This window comes from Nonomuraea sp. NPDC048826 (genome assembly GCF_043198225.1).
Classification (GTDB): Bacteria; Actinomycetota; Actinomycetes; order Streptosporangiales; family Streptosporangiaceae; genus Nonomuraea.
Map to the genome: position 1 here is coordinate 1,029,218 of NZ_JBICUQ010000001.1, position 26,407 is coordinate 1,055,624.

At 70.2% G+C, this 26,407-nt stretch carries 27 protein-coding genes and 1 pseudogene; 14 read left to right on the forward strand and 14 right to left on the reverse strand.

Annotated features, from left to right (window positions below):
• The first annotated feature begins 72 nt into the window (after positions 1–72).
• Both ACGFI7_RS05055 and ACGFI7_RS05060 read left to right on the forward strand, forming a co-directional pair.
• Positions 73–843 (forward strand): PP2C family protein-serine/threonine phosphatase, encoded by a 771-nt coding sequence (locus tag ACGFI7_RS05055; protein WP_393399223.1) that lies wholly within the window; start codon positions 73–75, stop codon positions 841–843.
• Positions 844–907: 64 nt separating this feature from the next.
• Positions 908–1,798 (forward strand): CHAP domain-containing protein, encoded by an 891-nt coding sequence (locus ACGFI7_RS05060; RefSeq protein WP_393399226.1) that lies wholly within the window; start codon positions 908–910, stop codon positions 1,796–1,798.
• 7 nt (positions 1,799–1,805) lie between these two features.
• Here the strand turns inward: ACGFI7_RS05060 and ACGFI7_RS05065 are convergent, their stop codons facing one another.
• Positions 1,806–2,849, reverse strand: coding sequence for a glucose 1-dehydrogenase (locus ACGFI7_RS05065; protein ID WP_393399228.1), 1,044 nt, complete (start codon positions 2,847–2,849; stop codon positions 1,806–1,808).
• Positions 2,850–2,938: 89 nt separating this feature from the next.
• Between ACGFI7_RS05065 and icmF the strand changes: the two genes are divergently transcribed.
• Complete coding sequence (gene icmF / locus ACGFI7_RS05070) at positions 2,939–6,136, forward strand: fused isobutyryl-CoA mutase/GTPase IcmF (RefSeq protein ID WP_393399231.1); 3,198 nt, start codon at positions 2,939–2,941, stop codon at positions 6,134–6,136.
• On the opposite strand, the gene ACGFI7_RS05075 is transcribed toward icmF, so the two are convergent.
• Positions 6,133–6,918, reverse strand: a complete 786-nt coding sequence (locus ACGFI7_RS05075; protein ID WP_393399234.1) for an SAM-dependent methyltransferase — start codon at positions 6,916–6,918, stop codon at positions 6,133–6,135. The genes icmF and ACGFI7_RS05075 overlap by 4 nt on opposite strands.
• Before the next feature lie 120 nt (positions 6,919–7,038).
• On the opposite strand from ACGFI7_RS05075, the gene ACGFI7_RS05080 reads away from it, so the two are divergent.
• Entirely contained in the window at positions 7,039–7,788 is a 750-nt protein-coding gene (locus ACGFI7_RS05080; RefSeq protein WP_393399236.1) for a helical backbone metal receptor, read from the forward strand.
• Here the strand turns inward: ACGFI7_RS05080 and ACGFI7_RS05085 are convergent.
• From ACGFI7_RS05085 to ACGFI7_RS05100, 4 genes are read right to left on the reverse strand one after another with little or no spacing between them, the layout of a single operon-like run.
• Complete coding sequence (locus ACGFI7_RS05085) at positions 7,781–8,944, reverse strand: ROK family transcriptional regulator (protein WP_393399238.1); 1,164 nt, start codon at positions 8,942–8,944, stop codon at positions 7,781–7,783. The two genes, ACGFI7_RS05080 and ACGFI7_RS05085, sit on opposite strands and share 8 nt — an antisense overlap.
• Before the next feature lie 3 nt (positions 8,945–8,947).
• A complete protein-coding gene (locus ACGFI7_RS05090; RefSeq protein ID WP_393399240.1) occupies positions 8,948–9,793 on the reverse strand; it encodes a carbohydrate ABC transporter permease in 846 nt (281 codons plus the stop codon).
• Positions 9,780–10,694 (reverse strand): carbohydrate ABC transporter permease, encoded by a 915-nt coding sequence (locus ACGFI7_RS05095; RefSeq protein ID WP_393399243.1) that lies wholly within the window; start codon positions 10,692–10,694, stop codon positions 9,780–9,782. Before ACGFI7_RS05095 ends, ACGFI7_RS05090 begins: the two co-directional genes overlap by 14 nt.
• Positions 10,691–12,058, reverse strand: a complete 1,368-nt coding sequence (locus ACGFI7_RS05100) for an ABC transporter substrate-binding protein (RefSeq protein ID WP_393399246.1) — start codon at positions 12,056–12,058, stop codon at positions 10,691–10,693. Before ACGFI7_RS05100 ends, ACGFI7_RS05095 begins: the two co-directional genes overlap by 4 nt.
• Positions 12,059–12,543: 485 nt before the next feature.
• Between ACGFI7_RS05100 and ACGFI7_RS05105 the strand changes: the two genes are divergently transcribed.
• The 3 genes and pseudogenes from ACGFI7_RS05105 to ACGFI7_RS05115 all read left to right on the forward strand — a co-directional run.
• Complete coding sequence (locus ACGFI7_RS05105) at positions 12,544–13,578, forward strand: zinc-binding dehydrogenase (RefSeq protein WP_393399249.1); 1,035 nt, start codon at positions 12,544–12,546, stop codon at positions 13,576–13,578.
• Positions 13,575–14,360 carry a sugar phosphate isomerase/epimerase family protein gene (locus ACGFI7_RS05110; RefSeq protein ID WP_393399251.1) on the forward strand — a complete coding sequence of 262 codons (786 nt, stop codon included), beginning with the start codon at positions 13,575–13,577 and terminating at the stop codon, positions 14,358–14,360. The genes ACGFI7_RS05105 and ACGFI7_RS05110 overlap by 4 nt, the downstream gene beginning before the upstream one ends.
• Positions 14,357–15,535, forward strand: a pseudogene (locus tag ACGFI7_RS05115) (hypothetical protein); the annotation flags it as partial. The gene ACGFI7_RS05110 and the pseudogene ACGFI7_RS05115, both read left to right, overlap by 4 nt.
• Positions 15,536–15,544: 9 nt before the next feature.
• Here the strand turns inward: ACGFI7_RS05115 and ACGFI7_RS05120 are convergent.
• Positions 15,545–16,657 (reverse strand): zinc-binding dehydrogenase, encoded by a 1,113-nt coding sequence (locus tag ACGFI7_RS05120; protein WP_393399254.1) that lies wholly within the window; start codon positions 16,655–16,657, stop codon positions 15,545–15,547.
• The gene (locus ACGFI7_RS05125; RefSeq protein WP_393399256.1) at positions 16,650–17,582 is read right to left on the reverse strand and encodes a Gfo/Idh/MocA family protein; all 933 of its coding nucleotides are present in this window, start codon (positions 17,580–17,582) and stop codon (positions 16,650–16,652) included. The genes ACGFI7_RS05120 and ACGFI7_RS05125 overlap by 8 nt, the downstream gene beginning before the upstream one ends.
• A gap of 123 nt (positions 17,583–17,705) precedes the next feature.
• Here ACGFI7_RS05125 and ACGFI7_RS05130 point away from each other — a divergent pair, with 123 nt between their 5' ends.
• Together ACGFI7_RS05130 and ACGFI7_RS05135 are read left to right on the forward strand one after the other, a co-directional pair.
• On the forward strand, positions 17,706–18,680 hold the full coding sequence (locus tag ACGFI7_RS05130; RefSeq protein ID WP_393399259.1) for a glucosyl-3-phosphoglycerate synthase: 975 nt from the start codon (positions 17,706–17,708) through the stop codon (positions 18,678–18,680).
• Positions 18,677–19,810 (forward strand): glycosyltransferase, encoded by a 1,134-nt coding sequence (locus tag ACGFI7_RS05135; protein WP_393399262.1) that lies wholly within the window; start codon positions 18,677–18,679, stop codon positions 19,808–19,810. The genes ACGFI7_RS05130 and ACGFI7_RS05135 overlap by 4 nt, the downstream gene beginning before the upstream one ends.
• Here the strand turns inward: ACGFI7_RS05135 and ACGFI7_RS05140 are convergent.
• Positions 19,782–20,576: a universal stress protein gene (locus ACGFI7_RS05140; RefSeq protein WP_393399265.1), complete on the reverse strand. Its 795-nt coding sequence runs from the start codon at positions 20,574–20,576 to the stop codon at positions 19,782–19,784. The genes ACGFI7_RS05135 and ACGFI7_RS05140 overlap by 29 nt on opposite strands.
• A 77-nt stretch (positions 20,577–20,653) precedes the next feature.
• Here ACGFI7_RS05140 and ACGFI7_RS05145 point away from each other — a divergent pair, with 77 nt between their 5' ends.
• From ACGFI7_RS05145 to ACGFI7_RS05155, 3 genes are all read left to right on the forward strand, one after another.
• Positions 20,654–20,962, forward strand: coding sequence for a hypothetical protein (locus ACGFI7_RS05145; protein ID WP_393399268.1), 309 nt, complete (start codon positions 20,654–20,656; stop codon positions 20,960–20,962).
• Positions 20,963–21,042: 80 nt separating this feature from the next.
• Complete coding sequence (locus tag ACGFI7_RS05150; RefSeq protein WP_393399271.1) at positions 21,043–21,594, forward strand: phosphatase PAP2 family protein; 552 nt, start codon at positions 21,043–21,045, stop codon at positions 21,592–21,594.
• 4 nt (positions 21,595–21,598) lie between these two features.
• Positions 21,599–22,528, forward strand: coding sequence for a threonine/serine dehydratase (locus ACGFI7_RS05155; RefSeq protein ID WP_393399274.1), 930 nt, complete (start codon positions 21,599–21,601; stop codon positions 22,526–22,528).
• On the opposite strand, the gene ACGFI7_RS05160 is transcribed toward ACGFI7_RS05155, so the two are convergent.
• From ACGFI7_RS05160 to ACGFI7_RS05180, 5 genes are all read right to left on the reverse strand, one after another.
• Positions 22,507–23,085, reverse strand: coding sequence for a hypothetical protein (locus tag ACGFI7_RS05160; RefSeq protein ID WP_393399277.1), 579 nt, complete (start codon positions 23,083–23,085; stop codon positions 22,507–22,509). The genes ACGFI7_RS05155 and ACGFI7_RS05160 overlap by 22 nt on opposite strands.
• Before the next feature lie 96 nt (positions 23,086–23,181).
• Positions 23,182–23,610, reverse strand: coding sequence for a large conductance mechanosensitive channel protein MscL (mscL, locus tag ACGFI7_RS05165; RefSeq protein ID WP_393399280.1), 429 nt, complete (start codon positions 23,608–23,610; stop codon positions 23,182–23,184).
• Positions 23,611–23,665: 55 nt separating this feature from the next.
• A complete protein-coding gene (locus ACGFI7_RS05170) occupies positions 23,666–23,905 on the reverse strand; it encodes a DUF397 domain-containing protein (protein ID WP_393399283.1) in 240 nt (79 codons plus the stop codon).
• Positions 23,906–23,979: 74 nt separating this feature from the next.
• On the reverse strand, positions 23,980–24,171 hold the full coding sequence (locus ACGFI7_RS05175; protein WP_393399286.1) for a DUF397 domain-containing protein: 192 nt from the start codon (positions 24,169–24,171) through the stop codon (positions 23,980–23,982).
• 122 nt (positions 24,172–24,293) lie between these two features.
• Positions 24,294–25,145 carry a helix-turn-helix domain-containing protein gene (locus ACGFI7_RS05180; protein WP_393399289.1) on the reverse strand — a complete coding sequence of 284 codons (852 nt, stop codon included), beginning with the start codon at positions 25,143–25,145 and terminating at the stop codon, positions 24,294–24,296.
• Positions 25,146–25,431: 286 nt separating this feature from the next.
• On the opposite strand from ACGFI7_RS05180, the gene ACGFI7_RS05185 reads away from it, so the two are divergent.
• Together ACGFI7_RS05185 and ACGFI7_RS05190 are read left to right on the forward strand one after the other, a co-directional pair.
• The gene (locus ACGFI7_RS05185) at positions 25,432–25,707 is read left to right on the forward strand and encodes a hypothetical protein (protein WP_393399292.1); all 276 of its coding nucleotides are present in this window, start codon (positions 25,432–25,434) and stop codon (positions 25,705–25,707) included.
• On the forward strand, positions 25,701–26,255 hold the full coding sequence (locus ACGFI7_RS05190; RefSeq protein WP_393399295.1) for a hypothetical protein: 555 nt from the start codon (positions 25,701–25,703) through the stop codon (positions 26,253–26,255). The genes ACGFI7_RS05185 and ACGFI7_RS05190 overlap by 7 nt, the downstream gene beginning before the upstream one ends.
• Positions 26,256–26,407 lie beyond the last annotated feature (152 nt).

Genomic DNA, 26,407 nt, shown 5'->3' on the forward strand with positions numbered 1-26,407 from the left:
GCCACCCTAGTTCAAGCGAGTCTTCAGCGCATCTGCTTGTGAAGTCTTTCAACCAGTGATTTACTGCGGTGTATGAAGCACAACATCCGCTATGCCGCCGGATCAGATGTGGGCCGCCGCCGGGAGCAGAATGAGGATTCCGGATACGCGAGCGGCCGGTTGCTCGTGGTGGCTGACGGGATGGGCGGGCATGCGGCCGGCGAGTTGGCCAGCGCGGCGGCGATCGCCGTGATGCGTGAGCTCGACGCCACGCTTCCCGAGACGGGTTCCGACCTGGAGGCGGCGCTCGACGGCGCGGTCCGTGAGGCCGGGCGCAGGCTTGTCGAGTTGGCCGAGATCGACCCGGCCCGCCGGGGGATGGGCACGACGGTGACCGCGATGCTCTTCGACGGCTACCGGTTCGCCCTGGCCCACCTGGGCGACTCGCGCGGATATCTGCTTCGCGACGGCGCGCTCTACCAGATGACCAAGGACCACACGCTCGTCCAGTCGATGGTGGACGAAGGGCGCATCACCGAGGACCAGGCCGCGGTCCATCCGCGCCGCTCGATGGTGCTGCGCGTGCTGGGCAGCGAGGGCAGGGCCGAGCCCGATCTGGCGCTGCGCGAGGCCGACCCGGATGATCGCTATCTCCTCTGTTCGGACGGGCTCACGACGGTGCTCGGGCCCGAGGTCCTGCACGAGGTGCTGACCACGGTGGCAGACCCGGCGGCGGCCGTCCAGCGGTTGATCGATCTGGCCAACGAGGGCGGCTCGCCCGACAACGTGACCGTCATCGTGGCCGACGTGGTCGCCCCCGGCGCGGGCGACGACCAGATCTACCGGGTCGGCGCGGGGGCCTAGCACCGCGGATCCCGCCTGTCCCACTGGTCCCCTCCTCCCCACAACCGAAATATCGGCTCATAGCTTGACACTTTCCGGGTGTCATGCGCACGTCCGCGATGCCGCGATTACAGTCCATCGTGATCTGCCACGTTCTCTGGGGGGAGTCGCGCTGGACCCGATCGCGGATAAGTTACTTAAAACGGTCCGAAAGGAACTCGGCTACCGGGAGAAGAACGGCCAGCACACCAAGTTCGGTCACTGGTACGCCGAGCGCGTCGACGATCCGCAGTACAAGGACGCGCCGTGGTGTGACATGTTCATCGCCTGGGCCGCCGACAAGGCCGACCTCGCCGAGTACGTCGGGCAGTTCGCCTGGACCCCGTCCCACGCCGTCTGGTTCATGCAGCAGGACGCCTGGACCCGCAAACCGGAGCCGGGGGCGCTGGTGTTCTTCGACTGGCGGGGCGGCGACGACTACAAGGGCGTCGACCACGTCGGCATCGTCGAGCGGGTCGAGGGCAAGAAGATCCACACCATCGAGGCGAACGTCGACCGCGTGTGGCTCAAGCGCAAGGTCCGCGACACCGACAAGGTCGTGGGCTACGGGCTGCCCCGGCTGGTCAAGGCCAACGCCGAGCGGGTCGAGATCCGGGAGACCGAGCGCCCGTTCCCGTTACGCGAGCGGGCCGACAAGCCCGGGAGCAACCCGCTCGACCTGATCGGCACCCCGGTGGCGCTGCTGCTGGTCATGGTGGTCACCATCGTGGTGGTCGCCTTCCGCGTCGCCGGCCGCCGCCACGGTCACCATCGGCGCCGGAAGTGGAACGCGCCATCGGCCCAGCCGGAGCTCGAACGCACCGGGCCGCAGTACGTCATGCGCGACCCGGTCCCGTCCCAGCCGGGCCCGCCGCAGCGTGAGTCGGTGTCCGTGGGCGCGCCCCGCCGGCGTCGCCCGTACGATCACAAGTCCTGATCCGGGGTCAGGAGTCCAGGGTGACGACGACCTTGACGTGGTCGCCCTTGTCGAAGGCCGCCTCGAAGTCCTCCATCGGCAGCCGCCGGGTGATGAGCGCGTCCAGCCAGGAGCGGTCCGCTTCCTGCAGCGCTTTCGCGGCGTCCCGGTAGTGGCGCAGGTTGGCGTTGACGGTGCCGAAGACGACGTCGTTCTCCAGCACGATGTCGCGGTTGATCTGCCCGATGTCCGCCCGCAGGTGCCGGCCGCCGCTGGAGACGCCGGTCAGGCAGACGATGCCGGCGGCGGCGGTGTTGAGCATGGACTCGAAGACGAGCGGTCCCGAGCCGGTCGCCTCGATGATGATGTCGGGCAGGTAGCCGCCGACCGCGTCCAGGCTGTCGCCCGCGTGGTAGGTGGCACCCAGCCCGGTGACCAGCTCGGGCTTGAGCCCGCTCTCCGCCCGGTCCAGCACGTGCACCTCCAGCCCGCGCTGGCGGCCCATCATCGCCGCCAGCAGGCCGATCGGCCCGGCCCCCGTGACGAGCACCTTCTCCGGCCCGAACCAGGCCCGCGAGCCGATCAGCTCGATGTGCTCCCACGCCTTGGCGAGCACCGAGGCGGGCTCGACCAGGACGCCGAGCACGCCGAGCGCGGGGTCGACCCGGACCGCGTAGCCGGCCTCGACCGTCCAGCGCTCGCTGCCGTACCCGTGGAGCTCCTTGATGCCGCGCTCGGTGTATCCGCCGTTGCGGCACATGTCGAATTCGCCCCTGGCGCAGGCTCCGCAGGACTCCGGGTCGGGCCGGCGCACCACGCCCACCACCAGGTCGCCGGGGGAGAACGCGGACCCCTCCGGCGCCTCCAGGACGCGGCCCAGCGACTCGTGACCGAGGATCATCGGCTCGTCACTCGGGAAGCCGTACTCGCCGGACACCAGCTCCCTGTCGGTTCCGCAGATGCCCAGCACGAGCCCCTGGACCAGGAGCTCGCCGGGGCCCGGCCGCGGATCGGGCACCTCTGTCAGGCCGAGCGTGCCTTTCTTGCCCGGCACCAATGTGATCGCACGCATGGGGCAGTCCTACCCAGGGAAGCCTGGGAAATAGTAGGACGTCCTAGTATCTTCGGTTGACAGGCCCACCGGCGAAGGAGTGAGCAGGCGTGCATGTACCGATCAACCCCGTACGTTTCGTGACGGCGGCGGCGCTGTTCGACGGTCACGACGCGGCGATCAACATCATGCGGCGGATCCTCCAGACGCAGGGGGCCGAGGTCATCCACCTGGGCCACAACCGGTCGGTGGAAGAGGTCGTCGACGCCGCCATCCAGGAGGACGCGCAGGGCGTGGCGATCAGCTCCTACCAGGGCGGCCACGTCGAGTTCTTCACCTATCTCGTCGATCTGCTGCGCGAGCGCGGCGCGGGGCACATCAGGGTGTACGGGGGCGGCGGCGGCGTGATCGTGCCCGAGGAGATCGAGCTACTCCACTCCCGGGGCGTCGCGCGGATCTTCTCGCCCGAGGACGGCCAGCGGCTGGGCCTGCCCGGGATGATCAACAAGTTGATCGAGGAGTGCGACGTCGCGCTGGGTGACGCCCCGTCGGTGGAGGCCGTGGTCTCCGGCGACCAGGCGGCGCTGGCCCGCGCGATCACCCTCATCGAGTCCGGCCGCGCCCCCGCCGAGCTGGCCGAGGGCCTGCGCAAGGCCGGGCGCCGGGCGCCGGTGCTGGGCATCACGGGCACCGGCGGGTCGGGCAAGTCCTCGCTCACCGACGAGCTGGTCCGCCGGTTCCGGCTGGACAACGACGACAAGCTGCGCATCGCGGTCATCGCCATCGACCCGACGCGCCGGCGGGGCGGCGGTGCGCTGCTCGGCGACCGGATCAGGATGAACAGCCTGAGCCCGCAGACCTACTTCCGCTCGCTCGCCACCAGGGGAGCGCCCAGCGAGGTGCCCGCCTGCCTGGACGACGTGATCACCGCCTGCCGGGCCGCCGGCTACGACCTGGTCGTGGTGGAGACGCCCGGCATCGGCCAGGGCGACGCCGGCATCGTCCCGCACGTGGACGTGCCTATCTACGTGATGACGCCGGAGTTCGGCGCGGCCTCCCAGCTGGAGAAGATCGACATGCTCGACTTCGCCGAGGCCGTGGTGATCAACAAGTTCGAGCGGCGCGGGGCCGAGGACGCGCTGCGCGACGTGCGCCGGCAGATGGTACGCAACCGTGCGGCGTTCGGCGTCAGCCCCGGCGACATGCCGGTGTTCGGCACGATCGCGGCCCGCTACAACGACGCCGGGGTCACCGCGCTCTACCACCACCTCAAGGGCCTGCTGGCGGAGAAGGGGCTCCAGGCGGGCCCCGGACTGCTGGCACCCGTCGAGGGCCGCACCTCGCGGGCGTCCGCGGCCATCGTGCCGCCTTCCCGGGTGCGCTACCTGGCCGAGATCGCCGAGACCGTGCGCGCGTACCACGAGGAGACCCGCGCCCAGGCCGAGGTGGCGCGCCGGCGGCAGCAACTGGAGGCCGTGCGTGCGCTGCTCGGCGAGGAGGACGAGCGGCTGGCCCGGCTGAGCGCCGACGCCGAGCGCGAGCTGACCGACGAGAGCCGGGCGCTGCTGGCCGACTGGCCCGAGACCCGGGCCCGCTACAGCGCGGACGAGCTGGTCGTACGGGTGCGCGACAGGGAGATCCACACCCCGCTCTGGCGCGAGACGCTGTCGGGCAACCGGATCCCCCGGGTGGCGCTGCCCCGCTTCGAGGACCACGGCGAGCTGCTGCGCTGGCTGCGTGCCGAGAACCTGCCCGGCCGGTTCCCGTTCACGGCGGGGGTGTTCCCGTTCAAGCGGGACGACGAGGACCCGACCCGGATGTTCGCCGGCGAGGGCGACCCGTTCCGCACCAACCGGCGCTTCAAGCTGCTGTCGGAGGGCCAGCCGGCGACCCGGCTGTCGACCGCGTTCGACTCGGTGACGCTGTACGGGAACGACCCGGACCTCCGGCCCGACATTTACGGAAAAGTCGGGACGTCGGGGGTGTCGATCGCCACGCTCGACGACATGAAGGCGCTGTACGACGGCTTCGACCTGTCGGCGCCCAACACGTCCGTGTCGATGACCATCAACGGCCCCGCGCCGACGATCCTGGCCTTCTTCCTCAACACCGCGATCGACCAGGCGCTCGACCGCTTCCGCGAGGAGCACGGCCGCGAGCCGTCGGAGCAGGAGGCCGCCGAGCTGCGCGCCCGCACGCTGTCGATCGTGCGCGGCACCGTGCAGGCCGACATCCTCAAGGAGGACCAGGGCCAGAACACCTGCATCTTCTCCACCGAGTTCAGCCTGCGGATGATGGCCGACATCCAGGAGTGGTTCATCCGCAACAAGGTCCGCAACTTCTACTCGGTGTCGATCTCCGGCTACCACATCGCCGAGGCCGGCGCGAACCCCATCAGCCAGCTCGCCTTCACCCTGGCCAACGGCTTCACCTACGTGGAGGCCTATCTGGCGCGCGGCATGAACGTGGACGACTTCGCGCCCAACCTGTCGTTCTTCTTCTCCAACGGCATGGACCCCGAATACAGCGTGCTCGGCCGGGTGGCCCGGCGCATCTGGGCGCTGGCCATGCGGGAGAAGTACGGCGCGGGGGAGCGGTCGCAGAAGCTCAAGTACCACATCCAGACCTCCGGCCGGTCGCTGCACGCGCAGGAGATGAACTTCAACGACATCCGCACCACCCTGCAGGCCCTGATCGCCGTCTACGACCACTGCAACAGCCTGCACACCAACGCCTTCGACGAGGCCGTCACCACCCCGTCGGCCGACTCGGTGCGCCGGGCGATGGCGATCCAGCTGATCATCAACCGCGAGTGGGGCCTGGCGCGCAACGAGAACCCGCTGCAGGGCTCGTTCATCATCGACGAGCTGACCGACCTGGTGGAGGAGGCGGTGCTCAGCGAGTTCGAGCGGCTGTCCGACCGGGGCGGCGTGCTCGGCGCGATGGAGACCGGCTACCAGCGGGGCAAGATCCAGGACGAGTCCATGCTGTACGAGACGCGCAAGCACGACGGCTCGCTGCCGATCATCGGGGTCAACACGTTCCGCAACGGCGACGACCACGTCCCGCACAAGCTGGAGCTGGCCCGGGGCACCGAGGAGGAGAAGCGCTCGCAGCTGGACCGGCTCGGCGCCTTCCAGGAACGTCACCGCGAGGAGGGGCCGGCGGCGCTGGCCCGGCTGCGCGAGGTGGCGATGTCCGACGGCAACGCCTTCGAGGTGCTGATGGACGCGGCCCGGGTGTGCTCACTGGGCCAGATCACCGCGGCGCTGTTCGAGGCGGGCGGTCAGTACCGCCGCAACGTCTAGTTCTTCCTGCCGACGCCGCACAGGCCCAGCGACGCGGACGGGTCGTCGATGAAGTCGATCGTGTCCCCGTCGCCGGGCCGCCACTCCGGCAGCCACACCAGCCCGGGTTCCAGCAGCTCGAAGCCCTCGAACAGGGCCTCGATCCCGGCGCGGTCGCGCAGCACGAGCGGCGAGGTGGCCTTGCTGTAGACCTCGGTGCCCTCGTCCACGGCGTCCGGCCGGGAGTCGCTGGCGCCGTGGCTCAGCACCAGGTGGCTGCCGGGGGCCATCGCCTCGCGCAGGATCCGGATGATCTCCCGCGGGTTCTCGGACTCCTGGACGAAGTGCAGGACCGCGACCAGCAAGACGGCGACGGGCTGCTCGAAGTCGATGATCTTCCGTACGTCGGGATGGTCGAGGATCTCCCGCGGCTTGCGCAGGTCACCCTGGACGGCGACCTTGTCCTCGCCGTCGAGCAGCGCCCTGGCGTGCACCAGGACCACCGGGTCCAGGTCGACGTAGACCACCCGGGCGCCGCCCGCGACGTTGTCGGTCACCTCGTGCACGGCGCCCTGACTGGGCAGGCCGGTGCCGATGTCGAGGAACTGCCGGATGCCCAGCCCGGCCAGGTGCCGTACGGCCCTGCCGAGGAACGCGCGGTTGGCCCGTGCGGCCAGCTTGGCCTCGGGCACGATGCGCAGGATCTGCTCGGCCGCCTCCCTGTCGGCGGGGAAGTGATCCTTCCCGCCTAGGTAGTAGTCGTACATCCGAGCGACGTTGGGCGTGTTCGGATCGAAACCCACAGAATCCGGCTCCAACCGTCGGCCCCCCAGATCCGGAACGAGAAATTCTTTCCAAGATTCTAAACACGAGTAACGGGAATTGTGGGGAGAATGCCCGGCTTTCTGCGCGATCCTGCTGCCATGCTCGACGACACCGGCGCGTCCGTCCGGATCCCGGCCGCCGTCTCCCGGATCGTCTCGCTCGTCCCGTCGCTGACCGAGTCGGTCGCCGCCACCCTGCCGGACGCCCTGGTCGGCGCCACCGACTGGTGCACGCATCCGCCGGACCTGGCCGTGACCCGCGTCAGGGGCACCAAGAACCCGGACCTGGAGGCCGTCCGGCGGCTCGCGCCTGACCTCGTGCTGGCCAACGCCGAGGAGAATCGCGCCCCCGACATCGAGGCGCTGCGCGCCGCCGGCCTGCCCGTCTGGGTCACCAGGATCGAGACACTCGACCAGGCCTTCGCCTCGCTGGCCCGGATGTTCGCCGAGGCCTGCCGCACCGGCGTGCCCGCGTGGCTGGACCGGGCCGCGGAGGTCTGGCGCGAGCCGTACGAGGGACCGAGGCGGACCGCGGTCATCCCGATCTGGCGCCGCCCGTGGATGGTGGTGGGCCGGGACACCTTCACCGGCGACGTGCTGGCCCGGCTCGGCGTGGACAACCTGTACGCCGGTCACCCCGAGCGCTATCCCCGGATCCCGCTCGCCGACCTGGCCGCCGCCCGGCCCGACCTGGTGGTCCTGCCGGACGAGCCGTACGCGTTCAGCGACACCGACGGCCCGGAGTCGTTCCCCGGCCTGCGCTGCGTGCCCGTCAGCGGGCGGCTGCTCACGTGGTACGGCCCCTCGCTCGTGGACGCCAGGGCGGAGCTGGAGCGGGCGCTCAGGTGACCGCGCCGGTGCGCGGCCGGGCCGCCAGCGCCGCGTCCACGGTCTCCGGCGACAGCACGTGCTCCATGACGATCACGGCCGTGCCCACGATGCCCGCCCGGTCGCCCAGCGAACTGGTGACGATCTCCAGGTTGCGGGTCGTGTACGGCAGGCTCCTGCGGTAGACGCTCTCCCTGATGCCGGTCAGGTAGTGCTCACCGGTCTCGGCCATGTCACCGGCCAGCACCAGCACGCCCGGGTTGAGCAGGCTGACCGCGGTGGCCAGCACGACGCCCAGCGTGCGCCCGCCCTCCTGGACCCGGGCGATGGCCGCCGGGTCGGCCGCGTGCACCAGCCGGACCACGTCGCGGCTGCTGTGCCGGCCCAGGTCGACGGCCATGGCGTGGCCGCTGGCCAGCGAGGCCACACAGCCGCGCGAGCCGCACGTGCAGACCCGGTCGTCGGTCTCGAACAGTCGGACGTGGCCCAGGTTGCCGGCCGCCTCCTCGACCCCGCGGTAGATCCGGCCGCCGAGCACGATGCCGGTGCCGATCCCGGTGGACACCTTGACCAGGACGAGCGACGCGCAGCCGCGCCAGGACGACCACCACTCGCCCAGCGCCATCGCGTTGGCGTCGTTCTCCACCAGGACCGGCACCCGGAACTCGTCCCGCAGCGTCTCGGTGATCGGGTGGTCGTCCCAGCCCGGCATCAGGAACGACCTGATCACCCTGCCGGAGGTCTGGTCGACCGAGCCCGGCAGGTTGAGCCCGATGCCGCAGATCTGCCCGGCCGGGCGGCCGGTGCGGTCGAGCAGCCGCTGGAACGCCTGCCGCACCCAGGTGAGCACGGCCTCGGGACCCAGCTCGATGCGCATCTCGGTGTGCTCCTCGGCCAGCGGCCGGGCCGCGAGATCGGTCAGCGCGACCCGGGCGTGGCTGGCCCCGAGATCGGCCACCAGCGCCAGGCGGCTGGTGGCGTCGATGTCGAGCACCGAGGGCGGCCGCCCGCCCCCGGAGGTCCCGACGCCGGACTCGTGGATGTAGCCGGCCTCGATCAGCCGGTCCACCCGGTCGGTGATGGTCGACCGGGACAGGCCGGTGTACTCGATCAGTTCCTTGCGGGTGCGGCAGGTGCGATCTCGGATGAGCTGGAGGATCCGCCCTGCCGTCAGCATGGTCTATCCCTTCTCCGCTCCCGCCGTGAGCCCTTCCGTCAGCAACCTCTCACTGGCGAAGAAAAGGATCACGATGGGCAGTGTCAGAACCACTGATCCTGCCATGAGCACCGTGGTCGGGATCTCGATACTGCCCGCCAGTTGCGAGAGCCCGAGGGAGACGGTCCAGCTGTCCCGCTTCTCCACCAGGAAGAGCAGGGCGAACAGGAACTCGTTCCAGGCGATCATGAACGCGTAGAGTCCGGTCGCCATGAGCGCGGGCTTGGACAACGGCAGCACCACCCGCCAGATGGTCGACAGGCGGCTGCAACCGTCGATCGCGGCCGCCTCCTCCACGCTCTGCGGCACGGTCTCGAAGTAGTTGCGCAGCATGTATACCGTGACGGGCACGGTCTGCGCGATGTAGACGAGGATCAGGCCGACCAGCGACCCCCGCAGCCCGAGCATGGTGAACAGCACGAACAGCGGGATGGCCAGCACGATCGCCGGGAACAGATAGACGGCCAGGAACAGGAAGTGCACCTGGCGGCGCCCGAAGAACCGCAGCCGGGCGACCGCGTACGCGCCGGGGATCGAGATCAGCAGGGTGACCGCCACCGACGCCACGGCCACGATCGCGCTGTTGCGCATGAAGGTCAGGAACCCCTGCCGGTCCAGGACGTTCGCGTACGTGTCGAACGTGAACGTCTCCGGCCAGAGCGAGCCCGGATGCAGGATCAGCTCCTGGATGTCCCGGAACGACAGCATGACCATGTAGTAGAAGGGGAACGCGGTGGCCAGGAAGAGCACCGCGATCACCACCGGCCGCAGCACCTTGATCAGCGCCCGCTCGAACCTATCCCTGCTCACGGTCACCTCCGCCGAAGAACCGCAGGTAGATGACGAGGAACACGACCAGCACGAGCGCGAGCACGATCGCCTGGGCGGCCGAGGCGCCGATGTCGTCGCGGGCGGTCAGGAAGTTGTAGACCCGCACGCTGACGACCTCGGTGCCGGCGCCGCCCCCGGTCAGCAGGTAGACGTCGTCGAACTTGGTGAAGGTGAACACGAACCGCAGCACCGAGAGCAGCGCGATGATCCGCCAGAGCTGCGGCAGGATCACGTAGCGGAACCGCTGGCTCGGCGTGGCCCCGTCGACCACCGCCGCCTCCTCCAGCTCCGCCGGCAGCGCCTGGATCCTGGCCAGGATGAACAGGAAGGCGAACGGGAAGTAGCGCCACGCCTCGAAGGCGATCACCGTGAGCAGCGCCACCGGCACCTCGATGCCCAGGAACGTGCCCTTGGCCTGGGTGAGGAAGGCGATCGGCTCGCTCAGCCAGGTGTTGACGATGCCGTACTGCGGGTTGAGCATCGTCTCCCACAGGAAAGCCACCGCCACGACCGGCGCCACGTACGGGATCAGGATCGAGGCCCGCACGATCGTGCGGCCCTTGAACCGGTCGCGCAGCGCGAGCGCGGCCACCAGCCCGATCACGATCGACAGGACCGTGCCCGCGACCGTGTAGACCAGGGTGTTGACCAGGGCCGTCCAGAACCCCGGCTCGGTGATCACATAGGTGAAGTTCTCCAGCGTGTAGTTGCCGAAGAGGCCCGCCTGGCGGATGTTGATCAGCCGGACGTCCTGGAACGCCAGCATGATCGCCCACAGCAGCGGCACGACCACCACGACCAGCGTGATGATCAGGGTGGGCGAGATGAGCGCCAGGCCCGCCCTGCCCTCCTGCTCCGGCAGGGTGCGCCCGCGCCTCACTCGCGGATCCCGCGTTTGATGGTCTCGACCTCCCGCTTGGCCTGGGCCGCGGCCTCCTGCGCGGTGGCCGAGCCGCCGGCGGCCGCGCTCAGCGCGGTGGGCACGGGCAGTTCGCCCATCACCGCGCCGGCCAGCTTGCCCTGCCCCTGCGGGATGCCCCAGCGGCCGAACGTCTCGGGGCTGGTGCGGAGCGCGTCGAGCACCTCGGCCGGGTAGATGTCGCCGAGCGGCTTCTTGGAGTCGACGCCGGCCTCGAGCTCGTTCCACTTCTCCGCGAAGCCTTCGCGGGTGGGGAACTTGCCCTCCGGCGCCATCCCGAGCCACCGCTCGTAGCCCTCGTTCATCATGTACGAGACGAACCGGCTCGCCGGGTCGGTCGCGGAGTCCCGCAAGATCGTCCAGGAGACGATCTCGCCGTACTGCGCGGGTTCGCTCCCGTCGGGCCCCTTCAGCGCGGTCACGACGCCGGTGTTCTCCGCCAGCCACTCGGGGTTCTCGCGGCACTGCTCGCAGCTCGGCAGGGCGTCCTTACGCAGCCCCGCCAGCTCGTCCAGGATGAACGAGGACCAGATGGTCATGGCCGCCTTGCCGGAGAAGTAGGTGGCCCGGGTGGAGTCGACGTCCTGGGTGCCCTTGACCGAGTGGTTCTTGGCCAGGTTGGAGTAGAACTCGAACGCCTTCACGCACTGCGGCGAGTCGAGCGTGACGTTGCCGGCGTCGTCGACCATCTGGCAGCCGTTGGCCAGCGCCACGTGCTCGAAGCTCTGGGCGGTGAAGGCGTCCTTGGGCGCGACGGCCAGCGTGATGCCCGCGACGCCGCCGGTGTTGAGCTCGGCCGCGGCCTTCTCCAGGGCCTCGTAGGTGTCGGGGGGCTGCAGGCCCGCCTTCTCGAACAGGTCCTTGCGGTAGAGGATGAGCTGGGCCCAGCCGTCACTCGGCACCGCGAGCAGCTTCCCGTCGCTGGTGTTGAGCTCCAGCGACCGGGCGGAGAACGTGTCGCGCCCGAGCTGGTCGACGATCTTGCCCGGGGTCTCGGTGTCGAGCAGTTCGTTGGCCTCCAGCTCGCGGACGGACGCCAGGGGCAGCGCCCCGATCACGTCCGGCAGGTCGCCGGCCGCCGCGGCCGAGGTGATGACCTGGCTGAACTGGTCCTCGGCGACGCCCACCAGCTCGACCTGGATCCCGGTCTGCTGGGTGAACTCCTTGATGATCTGCTGCTGCACGGCCATCCGGTCCTCGAGGTTCTCCTCGGTCCAGACCGTGATCTTGTTGCCGGCTTCCTGCTCGCTGCCGCCGCCGCAGGCTGTCAGGCAGGCCGCCGACAGCAGTGCGACGGAGAGGACGGCGGTTACCTTCTTCGGCATGACGCGCTCCTCTTGATGGGGATATGCCGCCACTTACCCATTGATCACGTCGCGCAACGTGAGGGAGTCGATTCCGAGACCGGTCTGTACCCTCACCGTGCTGCCTCGTTGTCACCGTCATCCCAGGTGCGGCTCGCGGCCGGCTCTCGGGATCCGGCCGGTGGCAAAGAGAGGGTCTGCTCACGGTCAAAACTTCGTCCGCGGCAGACGCGGCGGTGGGCGCCGAAAGGATCAATCTGATCGGATTTCGGTCATCGATGCGGAGCGGTTTCGGCTGGTACACGCGGTCGGAGCCCCCATGTGGAGCTGCGCGTCGGTAAATCCGGGTAAGGTCACTTTCCAGAATTCCATGTCTGAAACCCCTTTTTGCTGAAGCTTCTCGTACGGAAGTCGTAGACTTTAGAGTGATCCGACCACGACTATGGTGTGCGGGGCCGAACTAATTCCGTGACTTTTGTTTGATCAATAAGCGTAAGTGTTGGGGAATGCGCGTCATCACCTTCCAAGAACCGGGCCGGGTCTCCGTCGGCCTGGAGCCGGCCGCCGAACTCGTGCCGGGCAGCGTGCGGGTCCGCACGCTTTACTCGGGCGTCTCCGCGGGCACCGAGCTCACCGCCTATCGCGGTACCAACCCCTATCTCCATCGCAAGTGGGACACCGAGCGACGCCTCTTCCTCGACGGCCGGACGCACGCCTACCCGCTGACCGGCTGGGGCTACCAGGAAGTCGGCGAGGTGGTGGAGGCGGCGCCCGACGTCGCCGAACCCGCCGTCGGCAGCGTCGTCTGGGGCATCTGGGGCCATCGGGCCGAGGCCGTCGTCCCGGCCGCCCGGCTGGCCGGCCACGTGCTGCCGCCCGACGCGACGCCGCTGCACGCGGTCTTCGCCCGGGTCGGCGCCATCGCGCTCAACGCGGTGCACGCCGCAGACATCCATCTCGGCGACCAGATCGCCATTTTCGGACAGGGCGTCATCGGACTGCTCGCCACCCGGCTGGCCGTGCTCAGCGGCGCCCGCGTGGTGGCCGCCGACGCCATCCCCGCCCGGCTGGAGCTGGCCAGGAAGTACGGCGCGGCCGAGACGTTCGACGTGCAGGCCGGGTCCGTCGCCGAGTTCATGCGCAAGCGGGTCGAGGGCGCCGACACCGCGATCGAGCTCAGCGGCAGCCACCTCGGGCTGCAGGAGGCCATCCGCACCGTGCGCCGCGGCGGCCGGGTCGTCGCGGCCGGCTTCTACCAGGGCGACGGGCTCGGGCTCCGGCTGGGCGAGGAGTTCCACCACAACCAGGTCCAGCTCGTCTCCTCCCAGATCGGCGGCGTCGCCTCCTGGCTGTCCCACCGCTGGGACGTCGAGCGGCTCCAGCGCACGTTCATGGAGGTCGTGCACCGCGGCGAGCTCGACGTCAGCGACCTCGTCACCCACCTCGTGCCCGTCGACGACGCGCCGGCGGCGTTCGACCTGATCGACAAGCACCAGTCCGAGGTGCTCCAGCTCGTCTTCACCTTCGAGGAGTCACAGTGAAGCTCGCCGCCCAGGAGCAGCTCCTGCCGGGCCGGTCCCTGCAGGAGAAGTTCGCGTTCGCCGTCGAGGCCGGGTTCGACGCCATCGAGCTCCGGGGCAAGGGCGACTTCCACTTCGCGGGCCGCCTCACCGAGCTGAAGCGCGCGCTCGCCGACGGGGTGGTCATGCCGACCGTCTGCGTCGACATGCCGCACTTCATCGGCGACTTCGACCCGGCCAAGCGCAAGGACGCCATCCAGCAGCTCCGCTCCCAGCTGTCGGTCATCGGCGAGCTGGGCGGCATCGGCGTCATGACCCCCGCCTCCTGGGGCCAGTTCTCGCTCCGGCTGCCCCCGTTCACACCCCCGCGCAGCGCCGAGGAGGACCGCGAGGTGCTCACCGAGGCGCTGGGCGTCCTCGGCGAGCACGCCCAGCGCAACGGCGTGCTGATCATGCTGGAGCCGCTCAACCGGTACGAGAACCACATGGTCAACACCCTGGCCGAGGCGGTCTCGTACTGCGCCATGGACTCGATCAGGGTCGTCGGCGACACGTACCACATGAACATCGAGGAGGACGACCCCTGCCGTTCCCTGGTGGAGGCCGCCCCCTACCTCGCGCACATGCAGATCAGCGAGTCCAACCGCAACCAGCCGGGCACCGGTCACCTCGACTGGGGAGCCCAGCTGGCCGCACTCGACGCCGTCGGCTATGACGGCTATCTCGCGCTCGAATGCCGCCTGCGCGGCGAGCCCGAGATCGTCCTCCCCCAGACAGCGGCCTTCATCAGGAAATTCCTATGATCCTTCGCGAGGCGCTGCGCGTCCTGATCGACAACTGGGACGGCAGCCATACGGTCCCCTCCCGCACGCTCTACCCCCACCAATGGAGCTGGGACTCCGCCTTCATCGCCATCGGCCACGCCCGCTGGTCCCCCCGGCGGGCCCGGACGGAGCTGCTCAGCCTCTTCGGCGCCCAGTGGCGTGACGGCAGGGTGCCGCACATCGTCTTCAACCCCGCGGTCCCGGACGGCGCCTACTTCCCCGGGCCCGAGTTCTGGGCGGTGCGGTCGCCGTCCGGCTGGGCCACCTCCGGCATCGTGCAGCCGCCGGTGCACGCGCTGGCCGCCTGGCGGGTCCACCTGGCCGAGCCCGACCCGGCCTTCCTGGCCAGGATCTACCCGCGGCTGGTGGCCCAGCAGGAGTTCCTGCGCGCGCAGCGGCGCGGCCACGACGGGCTGATCTCGATCGTGCACCCCTGGGAATCCGGCATGGACAACAGCCCGAGCTGGGACCTGCCGCTGAACGCGGTGGAGCCGACGCCCGACGGCTTCCGCCGCCGCGACCTGCGCCACATCGACCCGGCCGAGCGGCCCACCGACCGCGACTACGAGCGCTACGTCGCGCTCGCCCGCGCCTACCGCGACACCGGCTACCGCCGGGCGTGCGCCTTTCAGGTCGAGGACCCGCTGTTCAACGCCGCGTACGGGAGCGCCGAGTGGGCCCTGGCCGACATCGCCGAGGCGCTCGGCCGCGACCCCGAGCCGCACCGCGCCGAGGCCGCGGCGATCACCGCCGCCATGGTCGAGCACCTCTACCAGGACGGCCTGTTCCACCCCCGCGACGCCATCACCGGCTGCCTGATCCGCTCCGGCAGCGCCGCCGGCCTGACCCCGCTCATCCTGCCCGGCCTGCCCCGCGACGTGGCCAACGCGCTGATCGGCACCGGGCTGGACCTGTTCGCGCTGAAGGACGGCGTGCTGCCGAGCTACGCGCTGGCCGCTGCCGAGTTCGACCCGGCCTGCTACTGGCGAGGGCCGAGCTGGATCAACCTGTCGTGGCTGGTCTGGCAGGGGCTCAAGGGGCGCAGGGACGACCTGGCCGCCGCGCTCGCCGACGGCATGGTCAACGCGGTGGGCCGGTCCGGGTTCCGCGAGTACTTCGACCCCTTCACGCTGGAAGGGCACGGCTCCGGCGACTTCAGCTGGTCAGCCGCGCTGCTCGTGGACGTCGTGGCTGAGCACGGCCTGAAGGGTGTGCCGTTCACGGCGCGCGAGCTCGGCCAGCAGGCGAGGGCCGTCGGCGAACCCGACCACGTCGGTGATCAGGTGCCGGCGTAGCCGCTCGCCGCGGCTGGTGAGCAGGGCGATGCTCTCGTGCGAGAGCCGCTCCCTGTCCCAGGCGTGCGCCAGGCCCCGCGGCACCCGCCCGATCTGCGCGCAGCGCAGCGACAGCCCGTTGTGGTGGAACTCCTCACCGAGCCGCACCTCATGGGCGCCGTCGGTGTAGAAGGCCAGGTCGACCGCCACGCCCTGGGGCCTGAGCAGCTTCAGCGCCAGGGCCAGCGCCCTGGCCTGGCCGCGGCACTGGAAGACCACGTCGGCGCCCCGGTCGTCGGGGCCGTGCCGCCAGCGCCGCTTGAGCTCGACCGCCGGGTCGTCGGCCGCGGCCAGCGTCTGCGCGCCCAGCTCGGCGGCGACCGCCAGCCTGGCCGGCGTCTCGTCCACGACGACGACCTCCGCGGCCCCGTACGCCATCGCGAACGACGCGGTCAGCAGGCCGACCACGCCCGCGCCCATCACGGCGACCCGCCGGCCGCGCACCCCGTCGCCGAGGTGGTGCACGTCGGGGCCGTACAGGTCGGCGGCGGCGTGCAGCAGCCCGTTGGCGCAGATGGGGCCCATGTGGGCGACGTAGATGCCCAGCATCGGGTCGAGCTCGCCGGGCAGCGGGACGAACCGGTCGCGCATCGGGTCGGCCACGTAGCCGCTGCGGTGCCCGTAGGCCATGGCCACCAGCGTGCCCTCGGTCACGGCTCTGGTGCGGGTCTCGACCACCCGGCCGACCTGCATGTAGCCGATGCCGCGCACCGGGTAGGCGATCGACGGGTTGCCTTCCAGGAACAGGCCGAGGCCGCGGTCCCAGGTCGAGGTCAGGTAGGGGTTGTCGCCCTTGACGTAGGTGAGCTCGGTGCCCGCCGACACGCCGCTGTGCACGGTCTCCACCAGGAACCCGCCGTCGGGGACCTCGCCGAGCTTCTCCTCGACCAGCGTCACCTCGCCGGGCGCCTCGATGCTCAGCACCGTCGCGACCTCACGCATCGATCATCACCGGCTTCCGTTCGCGTGCGGACCGGGCCAGCGCGAGCGCCAGCCGGTGGGTCTTGAGCGCCTCCCGGTACGGGGCTCGCACGTCGGCCTGTTTACCCTGGACGGCGTCTATGAACGCACGATCCACCGCCACCTTGGCGTCCCCGCTGTCTTGCACCCGCTCCTCGCCGTCGACGACCAGCTCGGTCTCGCTGAGTTCGAGCGCGATGCCCTCGGCGTGCACCTCCAGGCCCGCCCGGTGCTTGCGGTCCAGCAGGGAGCAGGTGGCCAGCAGGCCCGCGGCGCCCGCGGCGAAGCTCATGACGGCGGCGGTGGCCCGGTCGACCTCGCCGTCCGCCGTGTTCTCCGCCGGGACGGCGTGCACCATCGTCACCTCGCCCACCAGCAGCCGGGCCAGGTCCAGTACGTGAACCGCCTGCTCGACGGTCTGCCCGCCGGACATGTCAGCCTTCAGCCACCAGGCGACCGGCGGCACCTTGTCCAGCCAGTGGCCCAGCGCGAGCCGCACCGGCCGGTCGGCCAGCAGGTCGCGGGCCCGGTCGAGGATGTCCAGGTAGCGCCAGTGGTGGCCGACGGCCGAGGGCAGCCCGCGCCGGTCGATCTCGTCCGCGATCGACTCGGCGGTGGCCAGGTCGAGCGAAAGGGGCTTCTCCACAAATATCGGGAGATTGCACGACAAAATGTCACGTTCGGGGTTACCGTGCGCGAAGGGAGGCACGCACACGTACACGGCATCCAGGTCGCCGGCGCTCAGCAGGTCGGCATGGCTGCCATAGGCGGGGGAGCGGTGCTTCGAGGCCAGCGCCTCGGCTCGGTGGGGATCGGTGTCGGCGATCCCGGCGATCGTTACATCGGGGAAACCTGATAGGACGTCGGCATGACGGGCGGCGACATTGCCGGCCCCTACGATGCCCACACGGATGGCGGGAGACATAATCCGGCATATCCCACATCTCTCCGAAAACAAACAAACATGTTCGAAGAGTCATCAAGGGGGCAGTTGTCGCCGACCTGACCTCCAAAGATCGGGGCTTACTGCATGGAAAAAGATCTGGGAACCTTGGCAAGGGTCCAGGAATGGTACGGACCCCACTCCAGCACGGCGGCCGAATGGCCGGTCGACGCCCTCCAGCTTGCCAAGGGAACCACCACGGTCAGCGTGGTGCTGCCGGCCCGCAACGAAGAGTCGACAGTGGGCGACATCGTCACCGAGATCCGGCGTGACCTGGTGGAACGTGCGCCACTCGTGGACGAGATCGTCGTGGTCGACTCCCTGTCCACCGACGCGACCGCCGCCCGGGCCGCCGCGGCCGGCGCCCGCGTGGTCGCACAGGAAGCGGTGCTCTCCCAGCTCCCACCCCTCACCGGGAAGGGCGAGGCCCTGTGGAAGGGGCTGGCCGCCACCTCCGGCGACATCGTCGTCTTCATCGACGCCGACCTGCGCGACTTCAGCTCGCACTTCGTCTCCGGCCTGCTCGGCCCGCTGCTGGTGGATCGTGACATCCAGTTCGTCAAGGGCGCGTACGAACGTCCCTTCACGGGCGCCGACGGGGTGGCTCAACGCGGCGGCGGCGGGCGCGTGACCGAACTCGTGGCCCGCCCGCTCATCAATATGTTCTGGCCGGAACTATCCGGCTTCGCCCAGCCGCTCGGCGGCGAGTACGCGGCCCGCCGCGAGGTGCTGCAACAGGTCCCCTTCGTCACCGAGTACGGCGTCGAGTTCGGGCTGCTGGTGGACCTCCTGCAGCTCGTCGGCCTGGACGCGATGGCCCAGGTCGACCTGGGCGTGCGCGTCCACACCCACCAGTCTGTGCCCGCGCTCGGCCGGATGGCCGGGCAGATCATGCTCACCGCCTGGTCCCGTCTTGAGCGCCAGGGCCGCCTGGTCTCCTCGGAGTCGCCCGCCCACACCTTGTTGCAATTCGGCCTGGATGGGCAGGCAGACCTGGTGGACGTGGCCGTGGCCGAACGGCCCCCATTGGCCTCTCTCGTCTTAGAGGAGGACGTGGCATGAACATCCTGCTGAACGCCGGGCCCTGGCTCCCGGTCCCGCCGCCCGGCTACGGCGGCATCGAGAACGTCGTCGCCACCCTGATCCCCGAACTGCGCGCCCGCGGCGTGCGCGTCGTGCTGGCCTCGGTCGGGACGAGCGACATCGAGGTGGACGAGCTCGTCAGCGTCTACGCCGACGGCCAGTTCCCTCACCTGCAGAAGCCGTACAACCAGGTCATGGGCATCGCCCACGCCCACCAGGCGCGCGTGGCCGAGGAGCTGCGCGGCCGCGACGACATCGACCTCGTCCACGACCACCTCGAAGTGGTCGGCCCCGGCGTGCTGGCGGCCCTGGGCGGCCCGCCGGTGCTGCACACCCTGCACTGGGACCTGCACAAACACGCCGCCTTCTACGAGTCGTTCCCGCGCGAGATCGCCGTCAACGGCGTCTCCCACTCCCAGCTCGCCCGCGCCCCCGAGGCGCTGCGCCAGGCCGCGCTCGGCGCCGTCCACCTCGCCACTCCGCTCGCCGGCACCGACCTGCGGGTCGAACGCGGCGAGCACCTGGTGGTCATGGGCCGCGTCTGCGGGCTCAAGGGCCAGCACGTGGCGGCCCGCATCTGCCAGAAGCTTGACCTGCCCCTGACCCTCGCCGGCCCGGTCAGCGGCCTGAACACGCCCGCCGAACTGGACGCCGTCGCCCAGGACCCCTCCCACCCCCTGTACGGCCACCCCGACGTCCGCTACCACGTCGACCACGTCTCCACCTACCTCGACGGCGACCGCGCCAAGTGGATCGGCTCCATCGGCGGCGAGGACCGCGACCGGCTCTACGCCTCCGCCCGCGCGGCGTTGTTCCCCATCCAGTGGGACGAGCCCGGCGGCACCGCCGTCGTCGAGGCACTCGCCCTCGGCGTGCCGCCGATCGGCCTGCGCCGCGGCTGCCTGCCGGAGATCATCGACCACGGCCGCACCGGCTTCCTCGCCGACACCGAGGAGGAACTCGCGGAGTGGATCCTCCGGGCGGACGAGATCGACCCCGAGGAGTGCCGCCGCGAGGCCACGCGCCGCTTCTCACCCGGCGTCATGGCCGAGCGCTACCTGGAGCTGTACGAGCGCGCGATCAGGAGAAGCCCCGTGGCAGCACGGTGACCGGCACCGCCGCCGCGCGCAGCAGCTTCATCGACAGCTCGCCCAGGAACACCCGGTGCGGCTGGGCGTCCTCGCTGGCCGCGCAGACCAGCAGCTCGCCCGGCAGCCACGTGGCGGCCTCGAACGCGGCCGCCACGTCATGCCCCTCGGCGACGTCGGACTCCGCCTCGATCCCCGTGGTCTCCCACGCCAGCCGCACCGCCAGCGCCAGGTCGTCGCGGATGCGCTCCGGATCGTCGGTGCGCAGGTCGAAGGTGATCAGCCGGAGCGGCACGCCCAGGCGCAGCGCCGCCTGGGCCACCCGCCCCACCGCCTCGTCGCACTGCGGCCGGTGCACGTACGCCAGCGTGAGCCTGGCCAACGTGCCCACCGGCGCGTAGCCGGACGGCGCCACCATCACCGCCTCGGGCGACAGGTGGAGCAGGTGGTCGGCGGTGCTGCCCAGCGCGATGCGGCCGTGCTGCCCGCCGCCCGCCGACCCGACCACGATCAGGTCGGCCTTGATGCGGCTCGCCAGCACCCCCAGCCCGCGACCGGCGCCCCGGCTCTCGAACGCCATGAACTCGGACGGGACGTTCTCCAGCGCCACCCCCGCCTCCGCCAGGTAGGCCTGGGCCTGCACCGCCTCACCGGGGCTGCCGGGCGAGTAGATCGAGGCCACGGTGAGCTCACCGCCGGTGACCCGGGTGATGGCCGCGCCGAGGGCCAGCGCCTCCCGCCCACCCGCGTCGTGCGTATAGCCGACGATCACGTGCTCTCCGATCACGACTGCCTCTTTACCCGCTCCGACCAGGGAATACGCCGCCGTTGCCAAGCGTTGCACAGAAACGGAGGCGAAAGGAATTGAAGATCACTCTTGACACCAAGTTCATGGGCTCGTTCGGTATGGTCACCCTCCGGGACGCCGTCGAGCAACTCAAGGCCCAGGACCTGGCCTGTACGGTCGCCCGCGACAAGCTAGACCAGAAGGCGCGGATGTTCGCCGAATGCGTCGAGCGCGGATTCACGCCGCTCCGCAGCGAGATCATGGCCGCCTGCTATCTCGCCGAGCGCGACGCCGCGGCCGAGTCCTTCGACCGCGGCCTCATCACCGAAGGCGAACTGGAGCAGACCCGGCTCTCCCTGGCCAGGCGCTTCCTCGGCGCCACCTGAACTTCCCCCTTTCGACCGAGGTACCCACCGCCAGATCCTCGTAAAGTCGTGTCCATCGCCCGTTCTCGGATTGGACACGTGTGTACCGCGACATCGTCGACTTCGCACTCACCACGCCGGCCTGGCTGCACACCCTCGCCGAGGTGGGCACCGACGCCGGCCTGTTCATCTTCGCGGCACTGTTCGTCGTGTGCTGGTGGCGGGCGCGCCACGCGCCCCCGCGCGACCTGGCCATCGCCATCGCCGGCCCGGCCGGGATCGTCGGCGCGTACGTGATCAGCGAGGTGATCAAGCTGATCATCAGGGAGGACCGGCCGTGCCGGGGCGGAGTGCAGACGATCGCCGTCTGCCCCCCGGCGGCCGACTGGTCGTTCCCCAGCAACCACTCGGTGATCGCCGCCGGCGCGGCCGGCACGCTCATGCTGGCCTGGCGCGCGCTCGGCTGGGTCGTGGTGCCGCTGGCCGCCGTGATGGCGTCCTCCCGGGTCTTCGTCGGCGTCCACTACCCGCACGACGTGCTCGCCGGGTTCGTACTCGGCCTGACGCTCGCGCCGCTGCTGGCCCTGCTGATGGTCGGCGCCGTCACACCGGTCGTCCGGCTGGTCCGCGGCCGCCTCACCGCCATAGGTTGAGCGCATGCGCCTGGTGACGATCGACGACATCCGGACGGCGGCAGGGCGGATCGCCCCCGTCGCCGTCCACACCCCGCTGGCCCCGGTCGGCGACCTGCTGGTCAAGCCGGAAAGCCTGCAACGCGTCGGCTCGTTCAAGATCCGCGGCGCCTACAACGCGGTGGCCGCGCTGCGCCCCGCCGGAGTCGTCACCCACTCGTCCGGCAACCACGGCCAGGCGCTCGCCTACGCCGCGGCCCGCTTCGGCATCCCCTGCGTGGTCGTGGTGCCCGAGGGCACCCCCCAGGTCAAGGCCGACGCCATCCGCGGCCACGGCGCCAAGCTCGTCGTGGTGCCGCCCGACCGGCGCCATTCCGCCGCCGCCGAGCTGGCCGCCAAGCGCGACCTGACCCTGGTCCCGCCGTTCGACCACCCCGCCGTGATCGCCGGACAGGGCACGATCGGCCTGGAGATCCTGTCCGACCTGCCCGACGTCGAGGTGATCGCGGTGCCGGTCAGCGGGGGCGGGCTCATCTCCGGCGTCGCCGCCGCCGTCAAGGCGCTGCGCCCCCAGGCCACCGTGATCGGCGTCGAGCCCGAGCTGGCCGCCGACGCCGCCGAGAGCCTGGCCGCCGGGCGGCTCATCACCTGGGAGCCCGCCCGCACCTTCCGCACGGCCGCCGACGGGCTGCGCGCCGAGCTGTCCGAGCTGACGTTCGCGCACCTGCGCGCGCACGTCGACGCCGTCGTCACCGTCACCGAGGACGAGATCCGCGCCGCCATGCGCCACCTGGCGCTCGCCGGCCGCCTCGTGGCCGAGCCGAGCGGCGCCGTCGCCACCGCCGCCCACCTGGCGGGCAAGCTGCCCGGCGGGCGCACCGTCGCGCTGCTGTCAGGCGGCAACGTCGACCCCGCCCTGCTGCGCGACGTGCTTCAGGCGGCCGACCAGGTGTGACGGCCGAGGAAACCCCGCTCACCCGTCGCGTACTCCTGGAAGGCCCGCCGCACCTCCTCCAGCTCCGCCACCTCGGCGCGCGCCATCGCGCCCTCCTTGTACTCCAGCTCGTAGCCCGGGGAGACCTGGATGAAATGGCGGCCGAAGGTCACCAGCGCCACGAACGGGTTCTGCGGCGACATGGTGCCGAGCACGTCGTGCACCAGCCCCAGGTCGGGATCGTGCACGACGAGCCCGTCGCCGGTGTGGAGCTGCATCCCCCGGTAGACGCCGAGCGGCGCCACGTTGTGCACGAGATCGCGCTGCGGGTCGTAACACACCAGCCCGTACGCCCGCGCGACGTCGAACACCTGGGCCGACATCTCGTCCATGGTCTCGAGATCCATCGACACCAGGACGTGGTCGCCGAAGACGGCGACGGTGCCCGGCAGCTCCTTGGCGACCTCCGGCATCTCCCCCTGGACGGGCTCGCCCTTCCGGACCTCCAGATAGGTGGCCCGGGCCTGGTCTCTGGAGACGGGCACGGGCTCGTCCCACAGCATCAGCTCAACGCTCACCAGTCCATCTTGTCGGACCAAGGGCGCACATGAGGGGGTACGAGCTGGAACAACGCAGAAACCGCGCCCTGACCGCCGCTCACCCGCGTGGCGTCGCTAGCCGGTGGTGGCGGGCTTCTCCGACTCGGGCACCAGCTGGATCGTGCAGTGCATGCACCGGCGGGCGTCGATCGGGATCTCGCCCAGGCACTCCGGGCACTCCTTCGTGGTCGCCGCCTTGTCGCGGTCGAACAGGCCGATGAGCCGCGTCATCGGCAGCACGACCAGCCAGTAGACCACCGCCGCGATGATCAGAAAGGTGATCAGGTGGTTGAGGAAGTCGCCGTACTTGAACTCGCTGCCGTTGACCGTGAACGAGTAGTCGGCGAAGTCAGGCTGACGCCCTCCGGTGACAGCGCCGATCAGCGGCGTGACCAGGTCTCTGACCAGGGCCTCCACCAGCCCGCTGAAGGTGGCGCCGATGATGACCGCGACGGCCAGCTCGACGATGTTGCCGCGCAGCAAAAATTTCTTGAACCCGCCCATAGCGAGCAACGGTATGTAGTCGGCCGGGTACGGGTCAAACGGAGGTCGTCAACCGTCACACTCCGTCAAAACGGCCCTCCTTGATCGCGTCCCGGAAGCTCTCCCACTCCTTGCGATCGAACGAGAGTTTTGCGCCTTCAGCGTCCTTGCTGTCGCGGATGAGGACTCTGTCGCCATGTTGCGCCACTTCGACGCAATTGCCGTTGTTGCACGAGTACCAGGTCGGTGCGGGACCTTGGGGGGAACCCATGCGGTACCTCTCAGAAGGTTGCCTGCAGACGTCGCGCTGAGCCATACCCCGAAACAGGCTCACGTAAGACGAGAAGGGCAGGCCGCCATGGTGCGACCCGCCCTTCTGTGACGCCTGGTTCAGCTGTGCTTGATCTGCCCGATGAAGGCGCTCCACTCGTCCCCGGAGAAGTGAAGCATGGGCCCGTCGGCTTGCTTGGTGTCGCGGACGGCGATCCGGCCGTCGGGCAACGGCGCCACGGCGATGCAACTGCCGTTGTTGCAGCGGGAGGACACCGTCCAGGTGAGCTCCTGCCGGGGAAGCGAGGTCATGTGCCTCTCCAGGTCAATGTAAAGGAGCCGCCCGGCGCCGGGCGGCTGCCATGGTGCTTATGAGGGTAACGACATTAGCGCTCCCTGGTAATTGACACTGGCACGTTACTGAAAAGCGATAGTCAGCTTTCGGCTTGGAAGGCCGCGATCCGCTCCCGGATAAGAGCGATCGAGTCTCTCGGGCTCAGGGCCACAGCGCGCAGCTGATTGAGCACTTCACGGAACCGGGCGAGCTGGGCGGGCTTCTCCTGGAAGATCTGGCCGGCCAGCGTGTCCATGTAGACGGTGTCGGCCACGCCCGCGCTGGGATCGAACTCCAGCAACATGAACGCGCTGTCCAGCGCCATGTGCGCGCCCACCTTGAACGGCACCACCTGAACGGTGATGTGCGGCTCCCCGGCCATGTGGACGACCTTCTCCAGCTGCTCCGCCATCACCTGCAGGCCGCCGATGTGCCGGTGCAGCGCGGACTCGTCCAGCAGGACCCAGTAACGCGGCGGCTGCTTCTTGCGCAGCACGTCCTGGCGCTTCATCCGGTACGCGACGCGCTCCTGCAACACGATCGGGTCAATCTGAGGGAGGGATCCGTGGATCACGGCCTGGGCGTACTCCTCGGTCTGGAGGAGGCCCGGGATCGTGGTGGTCTCGTACTCGGAGATCCTGATCGCGTCGTTCTCCAGGCCGGGGACGGGCCGGAAGTCGACGTCCTCGCCGTCCTGCCACCAGCCCTGCTCGCGGGCGTCCTTGGCCAGGGCCATCAGCTCCGAGGAGTTCTCGACCCGGTACAGCCTGCACAGGTCGCGGACGTCGCGCAGGCTCACCCGGCGCTGCGCGGTCTCGATCCGGCTGATCTTGGCGGGGGAGCAGAGCAGGGCCCCGGCGACCTCGGCGATGCTCAAGCCGGAACCGTGGCGCAGTTCGCGCAGCCGGGTGGCGAGCTGACGTTGACGGAGTGTGGGGTTGGCGCTCGCCATCGTGCCACCTCTCGTGTCGGACGTGCGGCCGATCCTATCCCCATGGCTGGATGCTTCTGGCAATTGCCAGCGGAACATGACAGTGACGTTTGCCTTACTCAAGTGCCGCTGGCAAGTGGAAAACGGGTACAGCCATGACAGAAGCGCCCACTTCCCCAGGGAGACCCCCATGCGCGCACCTCCAGGCACCCGAAGGGACATACGCCGCACACGAGGCTGGGCCGATGACGCGGCCCCGGTTCAGCCGAACGACCCCCCGCCGCTGCCAGAGCAAGAGGACGACCACATGCAGTTCATCACCGTGACCCGGGAGCCGGCCGCCCCGATCCGGCGCCTGATCACCCGGGTGCTGGAGGTGCTCGACGGCTGGGCCTTCGACGACCTCGACGCCCGCGCCCGGGCCCAGGGCTGGGAGGTGCGCCGTCCCGCGCCGCTGACGCGGGTCTACCGCAACCCCGCCTTCGACGCGTACGTGCCCTGCCTCACCTGCCAGGGGGAAGGCGTCGCGGGGAGGGGCGCCTGCCGAGTCTGCCTCGGGTCGGGACGCGTGCGCCCATGTTAGAGCGCGAGCTCCTGGCCGAGCTGAACCACGCCACCACCCCGCTCGCCAGGCCGAACCCGCTGGTCGCGCTGTGGCGGTGGCGGTACGAGACCGCGGCTCTGGTCCTCGCCGGGGCGCTGGCGCGCGCGGTGGTGGTGGCCACCGGGCCGGCGCTGATCGCCATGGCGGCGGTGCTCGCCATGGTCGCCCTCTGGCCGCCCGCGCGGTCGGAGGTGTGGGGGCGGATCCGGTGCGTGGTGACCGCGCACCGGATCCGGGTCGGATTCGTCGAGGCGTACCTGGTCAACCGGCGAGGAAAGATCCCCGCCGTGTTGTGGTGCGCGCCGGCTCCGTTCGGGGAGCGTGTCTGGGTGTGGTGCCGGGCCGGGATCACAGCCGACGACCTGGAGCGGGGCCGGAGCGTGATCGCCGGAGCGTGCTGGGCCGCGGACGCGCTGGTGTGGCCGCATCCCCGCAAACCGCACTACGTGCTGGTGGAGGTGATCAGGACCGGCCGGGATCCGGCCGTCGGGCAGGCCGACCGGCTCCCCGTACGCGGCGTGCCGTGAGGCGGTGACGGGTCGTGACACGTCGATGATCGTGGGCCGTCTCCGATGCCGCGCCGTCGGAGGCGGCTCACCGCTTGCTCCCTGGAGGTGATCGGAGCGGAACGCGGGGAAGGTACTGATCGCGTCAGCGGGTAACGAGACCGGGCTTGTCC